A 22,989-nucleotide genomic window follows, 5' to 3' on the forward strand; every position below is an offset into this window, starting at 1 on the left:
GAGTGAAGGGCAATACGAGCGTTATTGTCGGGACCGGCAACCGCCGGTCCCTCTTTATTTATTGGTTTTTTATGCTGCGAGATCAGAATTCGTGATCGGCGGTGTCCGGGTTCAGGTTGTTGATGCCCACGGTATTGGCGGCCAGCTCAATGGCGCGGGTCTGCTCCACCAGAGCGCTGATGGCGTCGGTGACCAGCTGGTTGCCTTCGGGGTTGTCGGCGGCGATGAGCTGATCGAAGTGCACCTTGTTGACCTCGGCGGACTGCACCAGCTGATAAACGGCCTGTTCACTGGTGCGGAACTGCTCGCCGATCTGGGTGGCGGCCTGGTCGTTTTGCTGGGCCACCAGTTGCAGCAGAGACGGGCCCTGCAGGGTGGAACCGTCGGCGCGCTGATAGGTGCCGAACATCAGGTTGCTGATGCCTTTCTCGTTGTAGTAGTGAGAGTGGTGGGTGTTGTCGGAGAAGCAGTCGTGCTCGTCTTCCACCGAGTTGGCCACCAGAGCCACCTTCATGCGCTCGCCGGCCAGCTCACCCAGCGACAGCGAGCCCATGCCAAACAGCATGCGGCGCAGGCCTTCTTTCGCCGGCAGGGCAGTGAGTTCGGCGCGGTAGTTGTCCTGGCCCGGCTGCCACTGGCCCGCCATGTACTGCAGATCGTTGATCAGCAGCTGGCTTGCGGCCTGCAGGTAGTCGCGGCGACGGTCACAGTGGCCGTTGGTGCAGTCGGCACCCAGGGCAAAGTCGCTCCAAGCCCGTTCACCGGCGCCGGCACTGGTACCGTTCAGATCCTGCCCCCACAACAGAAATTCAATGGCGTGGTAGCCGGAGGCCACGTTGGCTTCGGAGCCGGCCAGTTCATTCAGGCTGGCCAGAAGCTCGGGAGTAATGGTGCTCACGTCCAGCAGCTCGCCGCCTACCTGCAATTGCGTGCTGGCAATGATGTTGGCGGTGGCGCCCGGGTTGCCCAGCTCGTGCTGATAGCCCGGGGCCACGTAGTCGATCAGGCCTTCATCCAGCGGCCAGGCGTTAAGCTGACCTTCCCAGTCGTCGACCACGGGGTTGCCGAAACGAAACACTTCCGACTGCTGATAGGGCACCCGGGCGGCCAGCCAGGCGGTGCGGGCCTCGGCCAGGGTTTGCTCACTCGGGTTGGCCAGCAGGGCGGCAATGGCCTGATCCAGGGCCTGGGCGGTGCTGAGCGAGTCGCTGTACACGGCCTGAGCGATGTCGGCGTAGTGCTCCACCACCTGCTCCTGGGTCACGGCAGGCGTGCTGGTCTGGGCGCAGGCGCTCAGCAGGCCACCGATGGCGGTGGCCAGGGCGAGTTTCCGGAAGTGCATCTGTTTATCCTTATGCATTTGAGAATCGTTTACATTGATGCTGTGATTCTAATGGCATAAAGGACAGGAAAACAATGAAAAAGTGCGGACTTATTCGGCAATGGGAGCGCAGACCGCCTTAAGCAGGCGCGCGATTTCCTGAGCCGACAGCCCCACCGACAGGCCCCGCTTGCCGCCGGACACCAGTACGGTGTCGTGCTCACTGGCAGAAGCGTCGATCACGGTAGTGAGGCGTTTTTTCTGGGCAAAGGGGCTGATGCCGCCCACCTTGAAGCCGGTTAAACGCTCGGCCTTTTGCGGCGGCATCATTTCCAGCTTTTTCACCCCGGCGGCTTTGGCCAGCCGTTTGAGATTGACCTTGCCCGACGACGGCACCAGCGCCACCACGGCGCCTTGTTCGCCCTCGGTCAACAGGGTCTTGAACACCCTGGCCAGCGGTACCCCCAGCTGTTCGGCAGCGTGCGCACCAAAGTCGTCCTGGGCCGTGCAGTCGTACTGATACAGGGTAAAGGCGGCGTTTTGCTTTTCCAGAAACAGAATGGCAGGGGTCATGGTGGAAGTCCGGTGATATTGAGAGATATGCAGATAACGGCGGGGAGTGGGAAGGGTGAATGACGGGGCTGGGCTGGGGAAATGGCAAATGCTTTTTTGAAGCGCCTGCGGCGCTAATGCAGGCTGGCAGCCTGCGCTCCACCGGATCGTGCCGTATTTGGAGCGCGGGCAGCCTGCCCGCATATTGCCGCTGAAGCGGCAACCTGTAACTCGGTTTGATACCGGACTGCTTACACCCGGCGTCAGCCGGTGTTTCGCATACCGGCGGCGATGCCGGCGATGGTGACCATCAGTGCCTGATCCAGCACCGGGTGAATGTCACCCTGCTCCCGGGAGCGCTTGAGCAGCTCGGCCTGCAGCACGTTGAGCGGATCCGTGTAAGGGTTGCGCAGCTTGATGGACTCCTTGATCCAGGGCTCCTTGGACAGCAACTCAGCTTCCTCCTTCAGTTGCAGCACCAGGCTGGTGCTGGCGCGCAGTTCGTCCCGCAGTTGCTTGCCCAGGCCTTTAAGTTTTTCCGGTACCAGCACGCTGTCGTAGTAGGCGGCCAGGCCCAGGTCGGCCTTGAGGAAAACCATTTCCAGCATGTCGAGACGGGCACAGAAGAAGGGCCAGCCCCGGCTCATGGCACGCAGGGTAGCTTCGTGACCATCTTCCATGACTTTCTCCAGTCCCTTGTGGGCGCCCAGCCAGGCGGGCAGCATCAGCCGGTTTTGGGTCCAGGCAAAGATCCAGGGAATGGCGCGCAGGCTTTCCACCCCGCCGTTGGGCTTGCGTTTGGCCGGGCGGGAGCCCAGGGGCAGCTTGCCCAGCTCCAGCTCGGGGGTGGCGGCGCGGAAATAGGGCACAAAGTTGGGCTCACCGCGAATAAGCGAACGGTAATGGGCGCAGGATACTTCGGCCATGGTGTTCATCAGCTCGCGCCATTCGGGCTCGGGCTCGGGGGGGGGCAGCAGGTTGGCTTCCAGCACCGCACTGGCATAGAGCGCCAGGCTGTCGATGGCCACCTGAGGCAGGCCGAACTTGAACCGAATCATCTCGCCCTGCTCGGTGACCCGCAGCCCCCCAAGGGTGGAGCCGGGAGGCTGCGCCAGAATGGCCTGGCGGGCCGGACCGCCGCCCCGGCCCAGGCTGCCACCGCGGCCGTGGAACAGGGTGAGGGTGACCTTTTCACGCTCGCTGATGGCCACCAGTTTTTCCATGGCGCTGTACTGGGCCCAGCCGGCGGCGAGCATGCCCGCGTCCTTGGCCGAGTCGGAGTAGCCGATCATCACGTACTGCCGGCCCTGCATATAGCCCCGGTACCAGGGCAGTTGGTACAGCCGCTCAATCACGGCGGCACCGTGGTTGAGATCGTCCAGGGTTTCAAACAGCGGCGCCACCGGCATGGGGAAGTCGACGCCACTTTCTTTCAGCAGCAGCTGCACCGCCAGCACGTCCGACGGCTCACCGGCCATGGAGATGATATAGATACCAAAGGCATCCCGCGGGTGACGGGCGATCACGCCACAGGTGTCGAGCACTTCCCGCGTGTCGTCGGACGGTTGCCACTGACGGGGCAGCAGCGGACGGCGGGAGTTGAGCTCGTTGAGCAAAAACGCCTGCTTGTCGGCCTCGCTCCATTCGGCGTAGTCGCCCAGTCCCAGATAGCGGGTGATCTCCGCCAGCGCCTGGGTATGGCGCTCGCCATCCTGACGAATGTCCAGCTTGAGCAGGTGAATGCCAAAACAGGCCACCTTGCGGATCACGTCCAGCAGCAGGCCGTCGGCAATCTTGCCCAGGCCGCATTGCTGCAGTGAGCGGTAACACAGCTCCAGGGGCTGGCGCAGCTGCTCGGTGTGGGTGATCAGATCCCGGGCATCGGTCTTCTGACCCTGCACTTTGGCATTGAGGTAGAGCAGGGTTTCCCGCAGATCTTCCCGCAGCCGTCGCAGTACCGCCCGGTAGGGCTCATCGCTGTCGCCGCTGGCGGCGCGCAGCTCGGTGCTGGCCTCGGACATGGACAACTCCGACACCAGCTCCTGAATGTCGTTATGAAACAGCGAGCTGGCCATCCAGCGGCCCAGCAGCAGCACTTCCTCGGTCACCCTGGCGGTGACGAAGGGGTTGCCGTCCCGGTCGCCGCCCATCCAGGAAGTAAAGCGCACCGGAGCCGCGTCCAGCGGCAGGCGCTCACCCAGTTCGCTTTCCAGGCGCTGGTCGAGCTGGCGCAAAAAGCGGGGCAGGGCGGGCCAGAGGCTGTTTTCAATAACCGCAAAGCCCCACTTGGCCTCATCCACCGGAGTGGGGCGCTGGGCGCGGATTTCGTTGCTGTGCCAGGCTTGGGTGATCAGCTGATCCACCCGGGCCAGCAGATCGGCCTTTTCCGTTTCAGGCAGATCCAGCTCCAGGGCCGCCAGACAGTCGTTCAGCTGCACATGCTTGTGAATAAAGGTACGGCGGGTCACCTCGGTGGGATGAGCGGTGAGAACCAGATCGATGTCGAGGGACGCTACGGCCTCGCGAATGGCGGCTTCGCCGACCTGGGCGCCTTTCAGCCGTTCAAACACCTGATCGAGGGGATTGGGGCCGGCGTCCTGACGATAGCCCCGGGAGATGGTGTGAAACTGCTCGGCCACGTTGGCCAGGTTAAGAAACTGACTAAAGGCGCGGGCCACCGGCAGCAGCTCGTCGTCACTCAGCTGTTTGAGGATGGTCAGCAACTGTTGCTGATCCTCGTCGTTGCCCTGGCGGGCCGACTTGGCCAGCTGGCGAATGGTTTCTATCTTGTCGAGAAAGGCCTGTCCGTGATGATCCCGAATGGCATCGCCCAGCAACTGCCCCAGCAGGCCAACATTGGCCCTGAGTGCCGCATGATTATCCATATCTGCCTCTTTTGTCAGTTTATTACAAAATAGTCACGTTTCCGCGTTCCATTCAGCCAGCTTTCCCCAATACGGTCAATCCTTCCACCCGTTTGACTTCACATTTTGTAATTTAATTACTTAAACAGAAGCGGCTCACCAGGCGTTGCAGCACGTCCACCGTGGGTTTGACGAAGGACAGATCCAGGTATTCGTCGGGCTGGTGGGCCTGAGCGATGTGGCCCGGGCCGAGCACGATGGTCTGGCAGCCCAGCTCGTTGATAAAGGGCGCCTCGGTGCAGTAGTTGACCGCTTCCGCCGGGTTGCCGGTCAGTTCGGCGGCGGCACGGACCAGCTCGGCGTCGGGATCGGTGCCGTAGGGCGGAATGGGTTCATGCAGGTGGGTCAGCTCCAGGGCATCGGGATACTGCTCCCTGATGGGGGCCAGGGCGTGGTGCAGCAGGCCCAGCAGTTCGTCGGGGCCCACGCCGGGAATGGGGCGCATGTCGAAGTGCAGCTCGCAGCAGGCACAGATGCGGTTGGGACTGTCGCCGCCGTGAATATGGCCCAGGTTGAGAGTGGGCTGGGGCACCTTGAAGTGGGGGTTGGCGTATTTCTCTTTCAGCTGGCGCTGCAGATCAATCAGCCTCGCCATCACCTGGTTCATGATTTCCAGGGCATTGACGCCATTGGCGGGATCGGAACTGTGGCCGCTTTTGCCGGTGACCCGAATGGCTTCCGACATGTGACCCTTGTGCATCATCACCGGCACCAGCCCGGTGGGCTCGCCAATCACCGCGTAGTCGGGCTTGATGGCCATGGCACTGGCAATGGCACGGGCGCCGGCCATGGTGGTTTCCTCGTCGGCGGTAGCCAGAATGCGAATGGGCTTGTCGAGCTTGCTTAAGTCCATATCCTTCAGGGCTTCCACAATAAAGGCAAAGAAGCCCTTCATGTCGATGGTGCCCAGACCATAGATGCGGTCGCCTTCTTCGGTGAGCTTGAAGGGGTCCTTGTTCCAGCGGCCCGGATCAAAGGGCACGGTATCGGTATGACCGGCCAGCAGCAGGCCACCGTCGCCTTCGCCTTTGGTGGCCAGCAGGTTGAATTTGCCGGGCAGGTCGGGCAGCTCGGTCACTTCCACGTCAAAGCCCAGCTGGCTGAACCAGTCGGCCAGCAGGCGAATCACCTGCTCGTTGCTCTGATCCCAGATGCTTTCGGTGCTGCTGATGGAAGGCAGGGCGATGATGTTGCGGTACATGTCCAGCAGGTTGAGAGTTGCCATGGATCCTCCGTTGAAAAGCGTCCAATTTAAATTCAATACAATTGCATAAATATGTTTTTGTTGCTAGTCTGCCACTCTGTCATTATTCGGTAAACAGCGGTTGCAGGCGGCCTTGCAGTAACCCTCTCACCTTGTGGTGAAGGCAGCCCGCGCAACACTTTGCCTCAGGGTGACACAGGCCCTGCAAACACGCTAGGCTGATGCCTGCTTATTTATAACAAGCTGAATCGAGACTACGGACGCGACCATGTTGAAAGCTGCAATCATAGGTGCCAGCGGTTATACCGGCGCCGAGCTGGCCGGACTGATCCTCGGCCACCCCCATCTGGAACTGGCCGGACTTTATGTGTCCGAGGGCAGCCAGGATGCCCACAAGCCCTTTGCCAGCCTGCACCCGCGTTGGCGTGGCGTGATTGATGCCCCGTTGCTGCCGCTGGATGACGAGGCCCTGAGCCGCATTCACACCCAAGCCGATCTGGTGCTGCTGGCTACCGCCCATGAAGTAAGCCACGATCTGGCGCCGGGTTTTCTGGCCAAGGGCCTGCCGGTATTTGACCTGTCCGGCGCCTTTCGCGTGCCGGGCGAGGGCTTTTACGAGCAGTTCTATGGTTTTGCCCATCAGCACGCCGACTGGCTGGCCGGTGCCGCCTACGGTCTGGCGGAGTGGAATCAGGAAGCCATCAAGGCGGCTCAGCTGATTGCCGTGCCCGGCTGCTACCCGACTGCCTCACTGAGCGCACTCAAGCCGCTGGAGCAGGCCGGTCTGATTGCCGATGGCAACCGCCCCATTATCAGCGCCGTGTCCGGGGTCAGCGGTGCCGGTCGCAAGGCAAGCATGGCTAACAGCTTCTGTGAGGTCAGCCTCAAGCCCTACGGCGTATTCAGCCACCGTCATCAGCCCGAGATCAGCCATCACCTGGGCACCCAGGTGGTGTTCCAGCCCCATCTGGGCAACTTTATTCGCGGCATTCTGGCGACCATTTATGTGCAGCTGAAAGACGGCGTGACCGACGAGCAGATCGCCGCCGCCTATCACCAGGCCTACGACGGTCAGAAGATCGTTCGCCTGGCCGGGCAGTGGCCCCAGATTAACGACGTGGCCGGCACGCCGTTCTGTGATCTGCACTGGAGCCGGGACGGCGACCAGCTGATCGTGGTGTCGGCCATCGACAACCTGCTGAAGGGCGCCGCCAGTCAGGCCATTCAGTGCATCAACATTCATCAGGGATTCTCGCCGCTGGCGGGTCTGGTCAAGGAGTAACAAACCATGTCTGAGCAACAACCGCTGGTGGTCAAGCTGGGTGGCACCCTGCTGGAAAGCGACAAGGCGCTGGAAGCGCTGTTTTCCACCCTCAAGGCTTTTGTGAACGAGTCCAATCGTCCGCTGGTGCTGGTGCACGGCGGTGGCGTGCTGGTAGACAACCAGCTCAAGGCCATGGGTCTGACCTCCACCAAGAAAAACGGTCTGCGGGTGACCCCGTTCGAGCAGATTCCGGTGATTGCCGGCGCCCTGGCCGGCACCGCCAACAAGCTGCTGCTGGCCCAGGCCATTGCCCATGAGATCCCCTCTGTCGGCTTGTGCCTGGGTGACGGTGGCCTGTGCCGGGTCAGCCAGCTGGATCCCGAGCTGGGAGCCGTGGGTCAGATTGAAGGCGGCGACGGCGCCCTGGTGAGCTTGTTGCTGGCCGGCGGTTTTCTGCCTATCGTCAGCTCCATCGGCGTGACCTTTGACGGCAAGCTGATGAACGTAAACGCCGACCAGGCCGCTACCGCCATCGCCGAAATTCTCGATGCCGAGCTGGTGATGCTGTCCGACGTCAGCGGTATTCTCGACGGCAAGGGCCAGCGCATTGCTCACCTGACCGAGACTGAAGCCTTTGAGCTGATGGAAAAGAACATCATCAAGGACGGCATGGCGGTCAAGGTGAAGGCGGCGCTCAAGGCCACCAAAACCCTGGGCAAGCCGGTGGCCGTGGGCAGCTGGCGCTACCCGGAGCAGCTGCTGACGCTGCTGGCCGGTGAATCCGAGCACGGCACCCGTATTTCTCATTAAGGAAGCCCCATGCAGCATTTACTGAGCCTCAAGGACTACAGCAAGGAACAAATCGAGCAAATTCTCGAGCTGGCCAAAGACGTCAAGGCCAATCCGGCCAAATACGCCGACGCCCTCAAGGGCCAGAGCGTAGTAACCCTGTTTGAAAAGCCGTCACTGCGTACCCGGGTGACCTTTGACATTGGCGTGAACAAGCTGGGCGGCCATGCCGTCTATCTGGACAGCCAGAACGGCGCCATGGGCAAGCGGGAAACCGTGCAGGACTTTGCCGCCAACCTGTCGCGCTGGTGCGATGCCATTGTGGCCCGGGTATATGACCACCAGACCCTGGTGGAGATGACCGAGCACGCCACCGTGCCGGTGATCAACTCCCTGTGCAACCTGTATCATCCGTGCCAGGCGCTGGCGGATTTTCTGACCATCTCCGAGCATTTCGACGATCTGAGCAAGGTGCATCTGGCCTATGTGGGTGACGGCAACAACGTGACCAATTCGCTGTTGCTGGGTGGCGCCATTCTGGGTACCACCGTCACCGCGGTGAGCCCCCGCGGCCACAATGTGGACGCACAAATTCTGAAGGAGGCCGAGGCCCTGGCCGCCGTCAGCGGTGCCAAGATTCGAGTCACCGACAGCCTGGATGATATTGAAGGCGTGGACGTGATCTATACAGACACCTGGGTCTCCATGGGTGATAATACGCCGCTGGAGCAGGTGAAGGAGATCTACATGCCGTATCAGATCAACCAGGCCCTGCTCGACAAAACCGGAGCCACCAAGGTGCTGCATTGCCAGCCCGCCCACAGGGAGTGGGAAATTACTTCCGAGGTCATGGACGGCCCTGCCTCCCTGATCCTCGACCAAGCCGAAAACCGCATGCACGCCCAGAACGCCGTGCTGCTGACATTGATGAAGGGATAATTGTTAATGAGCCAATTCAAAAAGATCGTGCTGGCCTATTCCGGCGGCCTGGACACCTCCGCCATCATTCCGTGGCTGAAAGAGAACTACGACGGTTGTGAGGTTGTGGCATTTGTGGCCGATGTGGGTCAGGGCGCGGAAGATCTGGAAGGCGTGGAAGAGAAAGCCATCGCCTCCGGCGCCTCCAAGTGCATCGTGGCCGATCTGAAGGACGAATTCGTCAGCGACTATGTGTACCCGACCCTGACCACCGGCGCCATCTATGAAGGCACCTACCTGCTGGGTACTTCCATGGCCCGTCCGGTGATCGCCAAGGCCATGGTGGAAGTGGCCGTGGCCGAAGGCGCCGACGCCATCTCTCACGGTTGTACCGGCAAGGGCAACGACCAGGTACGCTTTGAAGGCGCCGTGGCCGCCCTGGCCCCGCAGCTGGCGGTTATCGCCCCGTGGCGGATCTGGGACATGAAGAGCCGTGAAGATCTGCTGGACTACCTGGCCGAGCGCAACATCAAGACCACTGCCAGTGCCACCAAGATCTATTCCCGCGATGCCAACGCCTGGCACATTTCCACCGAAGGTGGCGAGCTGGAAAGCACCTGGAACGAGCCTTCAGAGCAGGCCTGGACCTGGACCGTATCGCCCGAGCAGGCCCCCGACAAGGCCGAGCTGGTCTCCCTGACCGTTGAAAAAGGCCACATCGTGGCGGTAGACGGCAAGGCCATGTCTCCTTACGAGGTGCTGACTCACCTGAACGAGCGTGCCGCCAAGCACGGCGTGGGCCGGGTGGACATAGTAGAAAACCGTCTGGTGGGGATGAAGTCCCGGGGTTGCTACGAAACTCCCGGTGGCACCGTTATGATGGCCGCCCTGCGCGCCATTGAAGAGCTGGTGCTGGACAAGCCGACCCGCGCCTGGCGCGAAAAGGTGGGTGCCGAGTTCTCTCACCTGGTGTACGACGGCCGCTGGTTCACCCAGCTGTGCAAGGGCCTGCTGGCCTCGGCCACCGCGATTGCCGAAGACGTGACCGGTGAAGTGGTACTGAAGATGTACAAGGGCCAGGTCACTGCCATCAAGAAGCAGTCTCCCAACAGCCTGTACTCCGAAGAGTTTGCCACCTTTGGCGAAGACGAGGTGTACGACCAGAGCCACGCCGAAGGCTTTATCCGTCTTTACTCTCTGGCCAGCCGCATCAAGGCGCTGAAAGACCAGCAGAAGTAAACACCGAAAAAAGGGGGGCTTCGGCCCCTTTTTTATCCAGCTTTAAGCTATAAGCTGTCAGCTGTAAGAAAAAACACGTTATATTCACCATTTTTACAGCCATGCCGTACCCGGCGGGCGGAAGAGATTATCTTTCGGCCTCTCGGGCTGCTGATAGCTTACAGCTTAAGGCTGATAGCTATGTTTTAGATAGGAGTAACAGAATTATGGCACTTTGGGGTGGACGTTTTACTCAGGCCGCAGATACCCGGTTTCAGCAGTTCAATGACTCGCTGCGTTTTGACTATCGGCTGGCGGAGCAGGACATTACCGGCTCGGTCGCCTGGTCCCGTGCCCTGGCCAAGGTGGGCGTGCTGACTGCCGAGGAGCAGCAGCAGCTGGAACAGGCGCTGAACGAGCTGAAGGATCGGGTGATTGCCGATCCCGAGCAGATCCTGAAGTCCGACGCGGAAGACATTCACTCCTGGGTAGAAGGGGAGCTGATTGCCGCCGTGGGTGATCTTGGCAAGAAGCTGCACACCGGCCGCAGCCGTAACGATCAGGTGGCCACGGATCTCAAGCTGTGGTGCAAGGCACAGGTGCCGCAACTGCTGGAAAAGCTCGACGCCCTGCAACAGCAGCTGGTGACCGTGGCCCGGGAGCAGCAGGGCACCGTCCTGCCCGGTTACACTCACCTGCAGCGCGCCCAGCCGGTGACCTTTTCCCACTGGTGCCTGGCCTATGTGGAAATGCTGGAACGGGATTACACCCGGCTGCAGGATGCCAATAACCGCATGGATACCTGTCCGCTGGGCTCCGGCGCCCTGGCCGGCACCGGTTTTCCGGTAGACCGCCATGAACTGGCCCGGTCTCTCGGCTTTGCCGGCCCCACCCGCAACAGCCTGGACTCCGTGTCCGACCGCGACCACGTGCTCGAGCTGATGAACTGCGCCGTCAACTCCATGATGCACTTGTCACGCTTTGCCGAAGATCTGATCTTCTACAACTCCGGCGAATCCGGTTTCCTCGAGCTGTCCGACGCCGTGACTTCCGGCTCGTCGCTGATGCCCCAGAAGAAGAATCCGGATGCCCTGGAGCTGATCCGCGGCAAGACCGGCCGGGTGTTCGGCGCCTATGCCGGCATGATGATGACCCTGAAGGCGCTGCCGCTGGCCTACAACAAGGACATGCAGGAAGACAAGGAAGGCCTGTTCGACGCCCTCGACACCTGGTATGACTGCCTGGAAATGGCCGAGATGGTGCTGCACGACCTCAAGGTCAATGAAGACAAGACCCGGGAAGCGGCTCAAGGGGGCTATTCCAACGCCACCGAAATGGCCGACTACCTGGTGTCCAAGGGCATTCCGTTCCGGGAAGCCCACCACATTGTGGGTGCCATCGTGGTGCACGCCATCGGCAAGAAACTGCCGATGGAAGAGCTACCGCTGGAAGACTTCAAACAGTTCAGCGATGTGATTGAAGACGATGTTTATCCGCGCCTGACCCTGGAGTCCAGCCTAGCCAGCCGCTGCGCCCTGGGTGGCGTGGCCCCGGAGCAGGTGGAAACGGCCCTCGGCAACGCCGAACAGCACCTGCAAAACCGTAAGTAAGCCGGTCATTTGCCATTATGAGTCATTCCGGCCATCGAGCCGGAATCCATTCTACAGGCAACTGAGTATTGTGCAGGAAGCGTCGTCCCTTGCCATGGACTCCGGGTCAGGCCCGGAGTCACGGCGTTTGGCAAGAGCCCGTCAGGGCTCTTTTTGATCCTGTCCCCTTCCTCCTGACACCTCACTCCTCATGCTATCGCTGGTTAAAAAATAACAGAGCGGACTTGCAAGACAGCACCATTCCCGTATAATGCCGCTCGCTTGGTTAACTTTACCAAGCGAGCCGAAAGGTTCCTGCCAGGTAGCTCCTGGCTCTTACAGGCCCCCGATATGGTGGGCACCGTTGTTAAATCACACCCCCTCTTTCAGCTGAAAGAGCAGGCGGTGCTGATTTTATGTTCTTTATCCAATTGGAGCTCTGGTAATGCAGAACCAAAGAATTCGTATCCGCCTGAAGGCGTTCGATCACCGTCTGATCGACCAGTCTACTGCGGAGATCGTAGAAACTGCCAAGCGCACCGGCGCCCAGGTTCGCGGTCCTATCCCGCTGCCGACTCGCAAAGAGCGCTACACCGTACTGGTATCTCCACACGTGAACAAAGATGCACGTGATCAGTACGAAATTCGTACTCACAAGCGTCTGGTCGACATCGTTGAGCCCACCGACAAAACTGTCGATGCGCTGATGCGTCTGGATCTGGCTGCTGGCGTCGACGTCCAGATCAGCCTGGGCTAATAACGGAAAGAGGTTTTATCAATGGCAATCGGTCTAGTAGGTCGTAAGCTGGGTATGACCCGTGTCTTCACCGAAGACGGCGTGTCCATCCCGGTCACCGTTATCGAAGTAGATGCCAACCGTGTTACCCAGGTGAAAACACTGGAACAGGATGGCTACGCTGCCATTCAGGTGACCGCTGGCACCAAGAAAGCTAACCGCATCACCAAGCCGGAAGCTGGCCACTTCGCCAAAGCCGGTGTGGAAGCGGGTCGCGGTCTGTGGGAATTCCGCCTGGGTGAAGGCGAAGGCGACAGCATCGAAATCGGTGCCGAGCTGAAAGTCGACATCTTTGCTGATGTCAAGAAAGTAGACGTTACCGGTACTTCCAAGGGTAAGGGTTTCGCTGGTGCTGTTAAGCGCTGGAACTTCCGCACTCAGGACATGACTCACGGCAACTCTCTGTCTCACCGTGCTCCGGGTTCTATTGGTCAGAACCAGACTCCGGGTCGCGTGTTCAAGGGCAAGAAAATGGCCGGTCACATGGGTGCTGAGCGGGTAACCACTCAGAACCTGGAAGTGGTTCGCGTTGATGTTGATCGTAACCTGCTGCTCATCAAAGGTGCAGTCCCGGGTGCGACTAACGGCAACGTAATCGTTAAACCTGCCGTTAAAGCGTAACGTCTGAGGAGATAGTAATGGAATTGGTAATGAAAGACGCGCAAGGCGCTCTTGAAGTTTCCGAAACTACCTTCGGGCGTGAGTTCAACGAAGCTCTGGTGCATCAGGTTGTTGTGGCCTATGCCGCCGGTGCTCGTCAAGGTACTCGTGCTCAGAAGACCCGTTCTGAAGTGTCCGGCGGCGGCAAGAAGCCGTGGCGCCAGAAGGGCACCGGCCGGGCCCGTGCCGGTACCATCCGCTCTCCGATTTGGCGTTCCGGTGGTGTGACTTTTGCGGCCAAACCGCAGGATCACAGCCAGAAGGTCAACAAGAAGATGTACCGTGGTGCCATCAAGAGCATCCTCTCTGAGCTGGTACGTCAAGAGCGTCTGATCGTGGTAGAGAAGTTCGGTGTGGAAGCGCCGAAGACCAAAGAACTGGTTGCCAAGCTGAAGCAGTGGGATCTGAACGACGTTCTGATCGTAACTGGCGAAGTGGACGAGAACCTGTTCCTGGCCGCCCGCAACCTGTACAAGGTTGACGTGCGTGACGTGGCCGGTATCGACCCGGTTTCTCTGATCGCGTTCGACAAGGTACTGGTAACTGCCGACGCAGTTAAGCAAATCGAGGAGATGCTGGCATGATCCGTGAAGAGCGTATTCTGAAAGTTCTGAAGGCGCCGCATATCTCTGAAAAAAGCACCATGGTTGCCGAAAAGACCAACACTATCGTGTTCAAGGTTGCCAAGGATGCTACCAAAGCCGAAGTAAAGGCTGCGGTCGAGAAGCTGTTCGAAGTTGAAGTGAAAGATGTTCGCACTCTGCTGGTAAAGGGTAAAACCAAGCGTACCGGCATGCGTGTTGGCCAGCGTTCCGATTGGAAAAAGGCCTACGTGACCCTGAAAGAAGGTCAGGACATCGACTTCATCGGCGGTGCCGAGTAAGAGAGGAGTAATTCAAAATGGCAATCGTAAAATGTAAGCCTACTTCTCCGGGTCGCCGTCATGTAGTCAAGATCAGCAACCCGGAACTGTACAAAGGCAAGCCGTTCGCCGCCCTGCTGGACAAAAAGTCCAAGTCTGGTGGTCGTAACAACGCCGGCCGTATCACTACCCGTCACATCGGTGGTGGTCACAAGCAGCATTACCGTATCATCGACTTCAAGCGCAACAAGGACGGTATTCCGGCCAAGGTTGAGCGTCTTGAGTATGATCCGAACCGCTCTGCCAACATCGCTCTGGTGCTGTACGCAGACGGTGAGCGTCGCTACATCCTGGCCCCGAAAGGTGTTCAGGCCGGCGACCAGCTGCTGTCCGGTGACGCTGCTCCGATCAAGGCCGGCAACTGCCTGCCGATGCGCAACATTCCCGTGGGCTCTACCGTTCACGCGATTGAAATGAAGCCTGGCAAAGGCGCGCAGATCGCCCGTTCCGCCGGTACTTACGCCCAGATCCTGGCTCGCGAAGGCAGCTACGTGACTCTGCGTCTGCGCTCCGGTGAAGTTCGCAAGGTGCTGGCCGAGTGCCGTGCTACCCTGGGTGAAGTTGGCAACGCTGAGCACATGCTGCGTCAGCTGGGTAAAGCCGGTGCACAGCGCTGGCGTGGTGTTCGTCCTACCGTACGTGGTGTGGCGATGAACCCGGTAGACCACCCGCACGGTGGTGGTGAAGGTCGTACCTCTGGTGGCCGTCACCCGGTTACTCCTTGGGGTAAACCGACCAAGGGCGCCAAGACCCGTAAAAACAAGCGTACCGACAAGTTCGTCGTACGTCACCGTAACAAGTAATAGTTTTTTAGAGGTATCACCATGCCACGTTCTCTCAAGAAAGGTCCGTTTATCGACCTGCACTTGCTGAAGAAGGTAGAGAAAGCGGTGGAAAGCGGGGATAAAAAGCCAATTAAAACCTGGTCCCGTCGTTCAATGATCATTCCGAACATGATCGGTTTGACCATCGCTGTCCATAATGGTCGTCAGCACGTACCTGTCTACGTTTCCGATGAAATGATCGGTCACAAGCTGGGTGAATTTGCACCGACTCGTACTTATCGCGGCCATGTCGCTGATAAGAAGGCCAAGAAGCGTTAAGGGGTAACAGATGGAAGCTATAGCTAAACACCGCTTTGCTCGTACTTCTGCCCAGAAGGCGCGCCTGGTAGCCGATCAAGTTCGCGGCTTGTCCGTAGACAAAGCACTCGAAGTCCTGGCGTTCAGCCCGAAAAAGGCTGCCGTTCTGGTCAAGAAGGTACTGGAATCTGCCATTGCTAATGCCGAGCACAACGAAGGTGCGGATATCGATGAGCTGAAGGTGTCCAAGATCTTCGTTGACGAAGGTCCCACCATGAAGCGTATTCGTCCTCGTGCCAAGGGCCGCGCGGACCGTATCATGAAGCGTACCAGCCACGTTACTGTGGTTGTGTCCGACCGCTAAGAGGCTAGGAGACAAGCAATGGGCCAGAAAGTACACCCGAATGGTATTCGCTTAGGTATCACCAAGCCTTTTAACTCGACCTGGTTTGCGAATACCAAGGACTTCGCTGACAACCTGCACAGCGATTTTCAGGTACGTCAGTTCCTCAACAAGGAGCTGAAGAACGCCTCCGTTTCTCGCGTCGTTATCGAGCGTCCGGCCAAGAGCATCCGTGTGACCATTCACACCGCTCGTCCCGGCGTTGTTATCGGCAAGAAAGGCGAAGACGTTGAAAAGCTGCGCAAGCATGTAGCCAAACTGGCTGGCGTGCCTGCTCAGATCAACATTTCCGAAGTGCGCAAGCCCGAGCTTGACGGTCAGCTGGTTGCCGATTCCATCGCATCCCAGCTGGAGCGCCGCGTAATGTTCCGTCGTGCCATGAAGCGCGCGGTTCAGAACGCCATGCGCATCGGCGCCAAGGGCATCAAGGTAGAAGTGAGCGGTCGTCTGGGCGGCGCTGAAATCGCGCGTACCGAATGGTACCGCGAAGGTCGTGTGCCTCTGCACACCCTGCGTGCCGACATCGATTACGCAACTTCTGAAGCATCTACCACTTACGGCATCATCGGCGTGAAGGTTTGGATCTTCAAGGGTGAGGTACTGGGCGGCCTGCAGGCCGTGGCTCAGGAACCCGCTCCTTCCAAGCCCAAGCGCAAAGGCCGCGGTAAGTAAGGAGACTCGGACATGTTGCAACCAAAACGTACGAAATTCCGTAAAGTCCACAAAGGCCGTAACCGCGGTGTGGCGACCTCAGGTAACCAGGTATCCTTTGGTTCCTTTGGTCTGAAAGCGACCACTCGTGGACGTATCACTGCTCGCCAGATCGAAGCAGCTCGTCGTGCCATGACTCGTCACGTTAAGCGTCAGGGCAAGATCTGGATTCGTATCTTCCCGGACAAGCCGATTACCGAAAAGCCCCTGGAAGTACGTATGGGTAAAGGTAAGGGTAACGTGGAGTACTGGGTAGCACAGATCCAGCCGGGTCGTGTTCTGTACGAAATGGATGGCGTACCGGAAGCGCTGGCTCGTGAAGCCTTCGCCCTGGCTGCTGCCAAACTGCCCGTAAGAACCACTTTTGTAACTCGGACGGTGATGTGATGAAAGCACAAGATCTGCGTGAGAAGAGTGTTGAAGAGCTGAACCAGGAACTGCTGAACCTGCTGCGTGAGCAGTTCAACCTGCGCATGCAAGCGAGCACTGGCCAGCTGGCTCAGACTCACAACCTCAAAACGGTACGTCGCGACATCGCGCGTGTTAAGACTGTTCTGAATGAAAAGGCAGGTGCCTAAGATGAGCGAACAAACCATTCGTACTCTGCAGGGCCGTGTAGTAAGCGACAAGATGGACAAGTCCATCACTGTGGCTATCAACCGCTTCGTGAAGCACCCGATCTACGGGAAGTACATCAAGCGTACTACCAAACTGCACGTTCATGATGAGAACAACGAGTGTAAGGCCGGTGACGTCGTGTCCATTCGCGAATGCCGTCCTCTGTCCAAGACCAAGTCCTGGACCCTGGTAAAAATCATTGAGCGTCCGGTTAAGGCCTAACGTTCTCTGATATAATAATCAGGTCAAACGGCCCAGCGATGGGCCGTTTGTTTTTTACGCTACCCTTTCACATTTGGCAGTGCTATAATGCCGCGCCTTCTTTGGCAGCCAACATGCCCTGAAAGGGGTTTTTACGTAGTAATTTTAGCGGAGCACTAACATGATCCAAATGCAAAGTATGCTGGACGTGGCCGACAACTCCGGCGCGCGCAGCGTAATGTGTATTAAGGTCCTGGGTGGCTCGCACCGTCGCTATGCCGGCATCGGCGACATCATCAAGGTTACCGTCAAGGAAGCAATTCCGCGCGGTAAGGTTAAAAAAGGTGATGTAATGAACGCGGTGGTCGTTCGCACCCGTAAAGGCGTTCGTCGTCCGGACGGCTCTGTCATCCGTTTCGACCGTAATGCGGCCGTGATTCTTAACAGCAATCACCAGCCGATCGGTACTCGTATTTTTGGCCCGGTGACTCGTGAACTTCGTACTGAGAAGTTTATGAAGATTGTTTCACTGGCACCTGAAGTACTGTAAGGAGTCAAACGATGGCAGCAAAAATCCGTCGCGATGACGAAGTCATCATTCTTACCGGCAAGGATAAGGGCAAGCGTGGCACTGTCACCAAGGTCCTGACCGAGGAAGGTAAGGTAATCGTCTCTGGTATTAACATGGTCAAGAAGCACCAGAAGCCCGTGCCCCAACTGGGTCAGGCTGGCGGCATCATCGACCTGGAAGCACCGATTGACGTTTCTAACGTAGCGCTGTTCAACTCTGCCTCTGGCAAGGCTGACCGCGTAGGTTTCCGGATTGAAGACGGCAAAAAAGTTCGTTTCTTCAAATCCACCGGCGAACTTGTGAAGTAATTGGAGTAATACGATGGCGAAACTGCATGATTACTACAACGAAACTGTAGTAAAAGAACTGATGAGCCAGTTCGGGTACAAGTCTATCATGCAAGTCCCTCGGATTGAGAAAATCACCCTGAACATGGGTGTGGGTGAAGCACTGGCTGATAAAAAGATCCTGGACAATGCTGCTGCCGATCTGGCTGCCATTTCCGGTCAAAAGCCGCTGGTCACCAAAGCTCGTAAATCCGTTGCTGGCTTCAAAATCCGTGAAGGCTACCCCATTGGTTGTAAAGTAACTCTGCGCGGCGAGCGCATGTGGGAGTTCCTGGAGCGTTTGATTTGTATCTCTATCCCCCGGATCCGTGACTTCCGTGGCCTGAACCCTAAGTCGTTCGATGGTCGTGGTAACTACTCCATGGGCGTGCGTGAGCAAATCATCTTCCCTGAAATCGATTATGACAAGGTAGATCGTGTGCGTGGTCTCGACATCACCATCACTACTTCTGCTCAGTCAAACGAAGAAGGTCGTGCTCTGCTGGCTGCCTTTGACTTCCCATTCCGTAAGTAAGGTGTAGGGTTATGGCAAAACAATCAATGAAAGCTCGCGAAGTCAAGCGCGCAAAGCTGGCTGACAAATATGCAGCCAAGCGTCAGTCACTGAAAGACATCATTTCCGACGTGAAGACTTCTGATGAAGACCGTTGGGATGCAGTGCTGAAACTGCAGCAACTGCCCCGTGACGCAAGCCCCTCTCGTCAGCGTAACCGCTGCAACATCACTGGTCGTCCGCACGGTTTCCTGCGGAAGTTCGGCCTGAGCCGCATCAAGGTGCGCGAACTGATGATGAAGGGTGAAATTCCGGGCCTGAAGAAGGCTTCTTGGTAAGCGAACACGGGAGTAATACACAATGAGCATGCAAGATCCGATCGCGGATATGCTGACCCGCATCCGCAACGGTCAGGCAGCCAACAAAGTTGCTGTCTCCATGCCTTCCTCCAAGGTCAAGGTAGCGATTGCCAAGGTCCTGAAAGAAGAAGGTTATATCACTGACTACGCCGTTGCCGGTGAAACCAAGGCCGAACTGGAAGTTACTCTGAAGTACTTCGAGGGAAATCCTGTGGTTGAACTGCTGCAGCGTGTGAGCCGCCCCGGTCTGCGCATCTATAAGAAGCGCGACGAACTGCCGAAAGTTATGGCCGGCATGGGTGTGGCCATCGTTTCCACGTCTCAAGGTGTGATGACCGACCGTGCCGCGCGTAAAGCCGGTATGGGTGGTGAGATCATCTGCTACGTTGCTTAAGGAGTAGATATGTCTCGCGTTGCTAAGGCACCTATCGAAATTCCTGCCGGCGTAGAAGTGACGTTGAACGGTCAGGAAATTACCATCAAGGGTGGCAAGGGTACGCTGAACCGTACCATCAATGCCGCTGTTGAAATCAGCCAGAATGACAACCAGTTGAACTTCGCCCCGCGTGAAAACGTGGCCGGCGCCAACGCCCAGGCCGGTACCGCCCGCGCTCTGGTCAACAACATGGTTGTCGGTGTTACCCAAGGCTTCGAACGCAAGCTGCAGCTGGTTGGTGTGGGTTATCGTGCTCAGATGAAAGGCAATGCTATTGCCCTGTCTCTGGGTTTCTCTCATCCGGTTGAGCATGCGCTGCCTGAAGGCGTATCCGCTGAGTGTCCGTCCCAGACCGAGATCGTTCTCAAGTCTGCCGACAAGCAGCTGGTAGGCCAGGTTGCTGCCAACATTCGTGCGTACCGCAAGCCGGAGCCCTATAAGGGCAAGGGTGTTCGCTACTTTGGCGAGCAGGTTCGCAGCAAAGAGGCTAAGAAGAAGTAAGGTAACACTATGGACAAAAAAGCAGCTCGTATCCGCCGTGCTACTAAAGCACGCAAAAAGATGCTGGAACTGGGTGCTACTCGCCTGGTGGTTCACCGTACTCCGCGCCACATCTATGCCCAGGTTATTGCATCAGACAGCTCTGCTGTTCTGGCCTCAGCGTCTACCGTTGAGAAGTCTGTTCGTGAACAGGTGCAGTCTACCGGTAACATCGATGCCGCCGCGCTGATCGGTAAAATCATCGCTGAGCGTGCGCTCGAGAAAGGTGTTAAAGAGGTCGCTTTTGACCGTTCCGGTTTCCAATATCACGGTCGTGTAGCCGCTCTGGCTGCTGCTGCCCGTGAAGCTGGTCTTCAGTTCTAAGGGTGGAGTCGAAAATGGCAAAAATCGAAGCTCAAGCCGGTGAACTGCAAGAGAAGCTCATTGCAGTAAACCGTGTATCAAAAGTTGTAAAAGGTGGTCGTATCTTCTCCTTCACTGCACTGACAGTGGTAGGTGACGGTAACGGTCGCGTTGGTTTTGGTTACGGCAAGGCCCGTGAAGTACCCGCCGCCATTCAAAAGGCGATGGAACAGGCTCGTCGCAACATGCGTACCGTTGGTCTGAACAACGGCACCCTGTTCCATCCGGTCAAGGGTCGTCACTCTGGCTCCAACGTGTACATGCAGCCTGCTTCCGAAGGTACCGGTATCATCGCCGGTGGTGCCATGCGCGCCGTTCTGGAAGTAGCTGGCGTGCACAACGTGCTGGCCAAGACCTACGGTTCCACCAACCCGAACAACGTAGTTCGCGCTACCATCGACGCTCTGGCTCATATGAAGTCGCCCGAGCAGGTCGCTGCCAAGCGTGGTCTGAGCGTTGACGAAATTCTGGGGTAATGCGCCATGGCTAACAAAACTGTAAAAGTTACTCAGACCCGCAGCTCCATCGCCCGTCTGCCTAAGCACAAGGCAACGCTGCGTGGCCTCGGTCTGCGTCGCATTGGTCACACCGTAGAGCTGGAAGATACAGCTTGTGTACGCGGTATGATCAACCAGGTTTACTACATGGTTAAGGTAGAGGAGTAATCGCATGCGTTTGAATACTCTGTCTCCTGCCGCCGGCTCCAAGCCTGCCGCCAAGCGCGTAGGTCGTGGTATCGGTTCCGGTCTGGGCAAGACCGGCGGCCGCGGCCACAAGGGTCAAAAGTCCCGTTCCGGTGGTAAGGTTCGCAACGGTTTTGAAGGCGGTCAGATGCCGCTGAAACAGCGTCTGCCGAAGTTTGGTTTTACTTCGCGCAAGTCTCTGGTCAGTGCTGAAGTTCGTCTGAGTGAACTGGCGAAAGTTGAAGGCGACGTGGTGGATCTGAACACCCTGAAGCAGGCTGGCGTTCTGACCAAGAACATCCAGTTTGCCAAGGTCGTTCTGTCCGGTACCATTGACCGTCAAGTGACTGTGGTTGGTCTGGGTGTCACCAAAGGTGCCCGTGCTGCCATTGAAGCCGCCGGCGGAAAAATCGAGGAATAATAAGTACTATGGCCAAGAAACCAGGATTAGAAGCTAAAAACGCACAGGGCGGGCTGAGTGAACTGAAAAGCCGTCTGCTTTTCGTTCTGATCGCGATTATCGTGTTCCGCGCCGGCTCCTATGTGCCTATTCCTGGTATTGACGCCGCCGTACTTGCCGACTTGTTCCAGCAACAACAGGGCACCATCATTGAAATGTTCAATATGTTCAGTGGTGGCGCTCTGGAACGAGCGTCCATACTGGCGCTGGGGATAATGCCGTATATTTCTGCGTCCATTATCATTCAGCTGCTGACTGTGGTTCACCCTCCCTTGGCCGAGCTCAAGAAGGAAGGTGAAGCGGGCCGCCGCAAAATCAGTCAGTACACCCGGTATGGCACGCTGGTTCTGGGCACCATTCAGGCCATCGGTATTGCCACCGGTCTGCCGAACATGATGCCGGGCCTGGTGATAAACCCCGGGCTCGCCTTCTACTTTACGGCAGTGGTGAGTCTGGTCACCGGTACCATGTTTTTGATGTGGTTGGGTGAGCAGATTACCGAGCGGGGCATTGGTAATGGTATCTCGTTGATTATTTTTACGGGTATTGTTGCCGGTCTGCCTTCGGCCATCGGTGCCACGGCAGAGCAGGCGCGTCAGGGGGAATTGCACATTCTGTTGCTGTTGCTGCTGGCCGTGATCGTGTTTGCCGTGACCTATTTCGTGGTGTTTGTTGAGCGTGGCCAGCGCCGCATTGTGGTGAACTATGCCAAGCGTCAACAGGGCCGCCAGGTGTTCGCGGCACAGAGTACACACCTGCCCCTGAAAGTGAACATGGCGGGGGTTATTCCAGCGATTTTTGCATCCAGCATTATTCTTTTCCCGGGTACCGTGGCCTCATGGTTCGGTCAGGGCGAAGGGTGGTTTGCCAACCTGCTGCAGGAGCTGTCGCTCACGCTGCAACCCGGCCAGCCGCTGTACGTAATGTTGTATGCCGCTGCCATCATCTTCTTCTGTTTCTTCTATACCGCGCTGGTATTTAATCCGCGCGAGACGGCAGACAACCTGAAGAAGAGCGGTGCCTTCATTCCGGGGATTCGCCCGGGTGAACAGACAGCGCGCTACATTGATAAAGTAATGACTCGCCTGACCCTGGTCGGTGCCCTGTACATTACCTTTATCTGTCTGGTTCCACAGTTCCTTATGACAGCCTGGAACGTCCAGTTTTACTTTGGCGGAACCTCGCTGTTAATTATTGTGGTCGTCATCATGGATTTCATGGCTCAGGTGCAAACCCACATGATGTCTCATCAGTATGGCGATGTCCTGAGAAAAGCGAACCTGAAGGGCTACAACCGTTAAGGTTCGGTTATTTACGGAGTTAAGCAATGAAAGTCCGTGCTTCCGTTAAGGCTATTTGCCGTAACTGCAAGATCATCAAGCGTCACGGCGTGATTCGCGTGATCTGCACCTCTGACCCCAAGCACAAGCAGCGCCAGGGTTAAGGCTAAAAAAGTTACGGTTTAGCTTGAAAATTGAAGGCAGGCTGGCTAAAGTAGCCAGCCACCTTCGTTAGGTGAAAGTTCAGCCATTACGTATCCTCGACGGGCTTTGTAATGGCTTTTT

32 protein-coding genes are annotated in these 22,989 nt (G+C 57.8%); 28 read left to right on the plus strand and 4 right to left on the minus strand.

Going from position 1 to position 22,989, the window contains the following annotated elements; translation table 11 throughout:
- Positions 1–82: 82 nt before the first annotated feature.
- The 4 genes from Q9290_RS13705 to argE all read right to left on the minus strand — a co-directional run bounded on the left by Q9290_RS13705 (position 83) and on the right by argE (position 6,022).
- A complete protein-coding gene (locus tag Q9290_RS13705; protein WP_306080218.1) occupies positions 83–1,360 on the minus strand; it encodes an imelysin family protein in 1,278 nt (425 codons plus the stop codon).
- 72 nt (positions 1,361–1,432) lie between these two features.
- Positions 1,433–1,894: a Cys-tRNA(Pro) deacylase gene (ybaK, locus tag Q9290_RS13710; protein WP_306080219.1), complete on the minus strand. Its 462-nt coding sequence runs from the start codon at positions 1,892–1,894 to the stop codon at positions 1,433–1,435.
- 242 nt (positions 1,895–2,136) lie between these two features.
- Positions 2,137–4,758, minus strand: coding sequence for a phosphoenolpyruvate carboxylase (gene ppc / locus Q9290_RS13715; protein ID WP_306080220.1), 2,622 nt, complete (start codon positions 4,756–4,758; stop codon positions 2,137–2,139).
- 112 nt (positions 4,759–4,870) lie between these two features.
- The gene (gene argE / locus Q9290_RS13720; protein ID WP_306080221.1) at positions 4,871–6,022 is read right to left on the minus strand and encodes an acetylornithine deacetylase; all 1,152 of its coding nucleotides are present in this window, start codon (positions 6,020–6,022) and stop codon (positions 4,871–4,873) included.
- Positions 6,023–6,269: 247 nt separating this feature from the next.
- Here argE and argC point away from each other — a divergent pair, with 247 nt between their 5' ends.
- The 28 genes from argC to rpmJ all read left to right on the plus strand — a co-directional run bounded on the left by argC (position 6,270) and on the right by rpmJ (position 22,868).
- Positions 6,270–7,283, plus strand: a complete 1,014-nt coding sequence (gene argC / locus Q9290_RS13725; RefSeq protein WP_306080223.1) for an N-acetyl-gamma-glutamyl-phosphate reductase — start codon at positions 6,270–6,272, stop codon at positions 7,281–7,283.
- A gap of 6 nt (positions 7,284–7,289) precedes the next feature.
- Complete coding sequence (gene argB, locus Q9290_RS13730; RefSeq protein WP_306080224.1) at positions 7,290–8,075, plus strand: acetylglutamate kinase; 786 nt, start codon at positions 7,290–7,292, stop codon at positions 8,073–8,075.
- Positions 8,076–8,084: 9 nt separating this feature from the next.
- Positions 8,085–8,993, plus strand: coding sequence for an ornithine carbamoyltransferase (locus tag Q9290_RS13735; RefSeq protein ID WP_306080225.1), 909 nt, complete (start codon positions 8,085–8,087; stop codon positions 8,991–8,993).
- Between the two features lie 6 nt (positions 8,994–8,999).
- Entirely contained in the window at positions 9,000–10,211 is a 1,212-nt protein-coding gene (locus tag Q9290_RS13740; RefSeq protein ID WP_306080226.1) for an argininosuccinate synthase, read from the plus strand.
- A 206-nt stretch (positions 10,212–10,417) separates the two neighbouring features.
- Positions 10,418–11,800 (plus strand): argininosuccinate lyase, encoded by a 1,383-nt coding sequence (gene argH / locus Q9290_RS13745; protein ID WP_306080227.1) that lies wholly within the window; start codon positions 10,418–10,420, stop codon positions 11,798–11,800.
- 424 nt (positions 11,801–12,224) lie between these two features.
- The gene (gene rpsJ / locus Q9290_RS13750; protein WP_014290685.1) at positions 12,225–12,536 is read left to right on the plus strand and encodes a 30S ribosomal protein S10; all 312 of its coding nucleotides are present in this window, start codon (positions 12,225–12,227) and stop codon (positions 12,534–12,536) included.
- 21 nt (positions 12,537–12,557) lie between these two features.
- The gene (gene rplC, locus Q9290_RS13755) at positions 12,558–13,196 is read left to right on the plus strand and encodes a 50S ribosomal protein L3 (RefSeq protein WP_306080228.1); all 639 of its coding nucleotides are present in this window, start codon (positions 12,558–12,560) and stop codon (positions 13,194–13,196) included.
- 17 nt (positions 13,197–13,213) lie between these two features.
- Positions 13,214–13,819, plus strand: coding sequence for a 50S ribosomal protein L4 (gene rplD / locus Q9290_RS13760; RefSeq protein WP_014290683.1), 606 nt, complete (start codon positions 13,214–13,216; stop codon positions 13,817–13,819).
- The gene (rplW, locus tag Q9290_RS13765) at positions 13,816–14,118 is read left to right on the plus strand and encodes a 50S ribosomal protein L23 (RefSeq protein ID WP_014290682.1); all 303 of its coding nucleotides are present in this window, start codon (positions 13,816–13,818) and stop codon (positions 14,116–14,118) included. Before rplD ends, rplW begins: the two co-directional genes overlap by 4 nt.
- A 17-nt stretch (positions 14,119–14,135) precedes the next feature.
- Entirely contained in the window at positions 14,136–14,960 is an 825-nt protein-coding gene (gene rplB / locus Q9290_RS13770; RefSeq protein WP_306080229.1) for a 50S ribosomal protein L2, read from the plus strand.
- Between the two features lie 21 nt (positions 14,961–14,981).
- On the plus strand, positions 14,982–15,260 hold the full coding sequence (gene rpsS / locus Q9290_RS13775; protein WP_014290680.1) for a 30S ribosomal protein S19: 279 nt from the start codon (positions 14,982–14,984) through the stop codon (positions 15,258–15,260).
- Between the two features lie 10 nt (positions 15,261–15,270).
- A complete protein-coding gene (rplV, locus tag Q9290_RS13780) occupies positions 15,271–15,603 on the plus strand; it encodes a 50S ribosomal protein L22 (RefSeq protein ID WP_306080230.1) in 333 nt (110 codons plus the stop codon).
- A gap of 18 nt (positions 15,604–15,621) precedes the next feature.
- Positions 15,622–16,314, plus strand: coding sequence for a 30S ribosomal protein S3 (rpsC, locus tag Q9290_RS13785; protein WP_107853016.1), 693 nt, complete (start codon positions 15,622–15,624; stop codon positions 16,312–16,314).
- 12 nt (positions 16,315–16,326) lie between these two features.
- Entirely contained in the window at positions 16,327–16,740 is a 414-nt protein-coding gene (gene rplP, locus Q9290_RS13790) for a 50S ribosomal protein L16 (protein ID WP_014290677.1), read from the plus strand.
- A complete protein-coding gene (gene rpmC / locus Q9290_RS13795; protein WP_094201099.1) occupies positions 16,740–16,931 on the plus strand; it encodes a 50S ribosomal protein L29 in 192 nt (63 codons plus the stop codon). The genes rplP and rpmC overlap by 1 nt, the downstream gene beginning before the upstream one ends.
- A 1-nt stretch (position 16,932) precedes the next feature.
- On the plus strand, positions 16,933–17,193 hold the full coding sequence (rpsQ, locus tag Q9290_RS13800; protein ID WP_306080231.1) for a 30S ribosomal protein S17: 261 nt from the start codon (positions 16,933–16,935) through the stop codon (positions 17,191–17,193).
- A gap of 160 nt (positions 17,194–17,353) precedes the next feature.
- On the plus strand, positions 17,354–17,722 hold the full coding sequence (gene rplN / locus Q9290_RS13805; protein ID WP_306080232.1) for a 50S ribosomal protein L14: 369 nt from the start codon (positions 17,354–17,356) through the stop codon (positions 17,720–17,722).
- An 11-nt stretch (positions 17,723–17,733) separates the two neighbouring features.
- The gene (rplX, locus tag Q9290_RS13810; RefSeq protein WP_014290673.1) at positions 17,734–18,051 is read left to right on the plus strand and encodes a 50S ribosomal protein L24; all 318 of its coding nucleotides are present in this window, start codon (positions 17,734–17,736) and stop codon (positions 18,049–18,051) included.
- A 13-nt stretch (positions 18,052–18,064) separates the two neighbouring features.
- Entirely contained in the window at positions 18,065–18,604 is a 540-nt protein-coding gene (rplE, locus tag Q9290_RS13815; protein WP_019935862.1) for a 50S ribosomal protein L5, read from the plus strand.
- A gap of 11 nt (positions 18,605–18,615) precedes the next feature.
- Positions 18,616–18,921: a 30S ribosomal protein S14 gene (rpsN, locus tag Q9290_RS13820; RefSeq protein ID WP_306080233.1), complete on the plus strand. Its 306-nt coding sequence runs from the start codon at positions 18,616–18,618 to the stop codon at positions 18,919–18,921.
- Positions 18,922–18,943: 22 nt separating this feature from the next.
- Positions 18,944–19,336, plus strand: a complete 393-nt coding sequence (gene rpsH / locus Q9290_RS13825; protein ID WP_306080234.1) for a 30S ribosomal protein S8 — start codon at positions 18,944–18,946, stop codon at positions 19,334–19,336.
- A 9-nt stretch (positions 19,337–19,345) separates the two neighbouring features.
- Positions 19,346–19,879, plus strand: a complete 534-nt coding sequence (gene rplF / locus Q9290_RS13830; protein WP_306080235.1) for a 50S ribosomal protein L6 — start codon at positions 19,346–19,348, stop codon at positions 19,877–19,879.
- Between the two features lie 9 nt (positions 19,880–19,888).
- The gene (gene rplR, locus Q9290_RS13835; RefSeq protein ID WP_306080237.1) at positions 19,889–20,242 is read left to right on the plus strand and encodes a 50S ribosomal protein L18; all 354 of its coding nucleotides are present in this window, start codon (positions 19,889–19,891) and stop codon (positions 20,240–20,242) included.
- 14 nt (positions 20,243–20,256) lie between these two features.
- Positions 20,257–20,757, plus strand: a complete 501-nt coding sequence (gene rpsE / locus Q9290_RS13840) for a 30S ribosomal protein S5 (RefSeq protein WP_094278375.1) — start codon at positions 20,257–20,259, stop codon at positions 20,755–20,757.
- A gap of 6 nt (positions 20,758–20,763) precedes the next feature.
- On the plus strand, positions 20,764–20,946 hold the full coding sequence (gene rpmD, locus Q9290_RS13845; protein WP_094278376.1) for a 50S ribosomal protein L30: 183 nt from the start codon (positions 20,764–20,766) through the stop codon (positions 20,944–20,946).
- Between the two features lie 4 nt (positions 20,947–20,950).
- Entirely contained in the window at positions 20,951–21,385 is a 435-nt protein-coding gene (rplO, locus tag Q9290_RS13850; protein WP_306080238.1) for a 50S ribosomal protein L15, read from the plus strand.
- Between the two features lie 8 nt (positions 21,386–21,393).
- Positions 21,394–22,725, plus strand: a complete 1,332-nt coding sequence (secY, locus tag Q9290_RS13855; RefSeq protein WP_306080239.1) for a preprotein translocase subunit SecY — start codon at positions 21,394–21,396, stop codon at positions 22,723–22,725.
- A 26-nt stretch (positions 22,726–22,751) separates the two neighbouring features.
- Positions 22,752–22,868: a 50S ribosomal protein L36 gene (gene rpmJ / locus Q9290_RS13860; RefSeq protein ID WP_014290663.1), complete on the plus strand. Its 117-nt coding sequence runs from the start codon at positions 22,752–22,754 to the stop codon at positions 22,866–22,868.
- Positions 22,869–22,989 lie beyond the last annotated feature (121 nt).

The sequence above is a fragment of the Oceanimonas aquatica genome (assembly GCF_030732065.1).
Taxonomy (GTDB): Bacteria; Pseudomonadota; Gammaproteobacteria; order Enterobacterales; family Aeromonadaceae; genus Oceanimonas.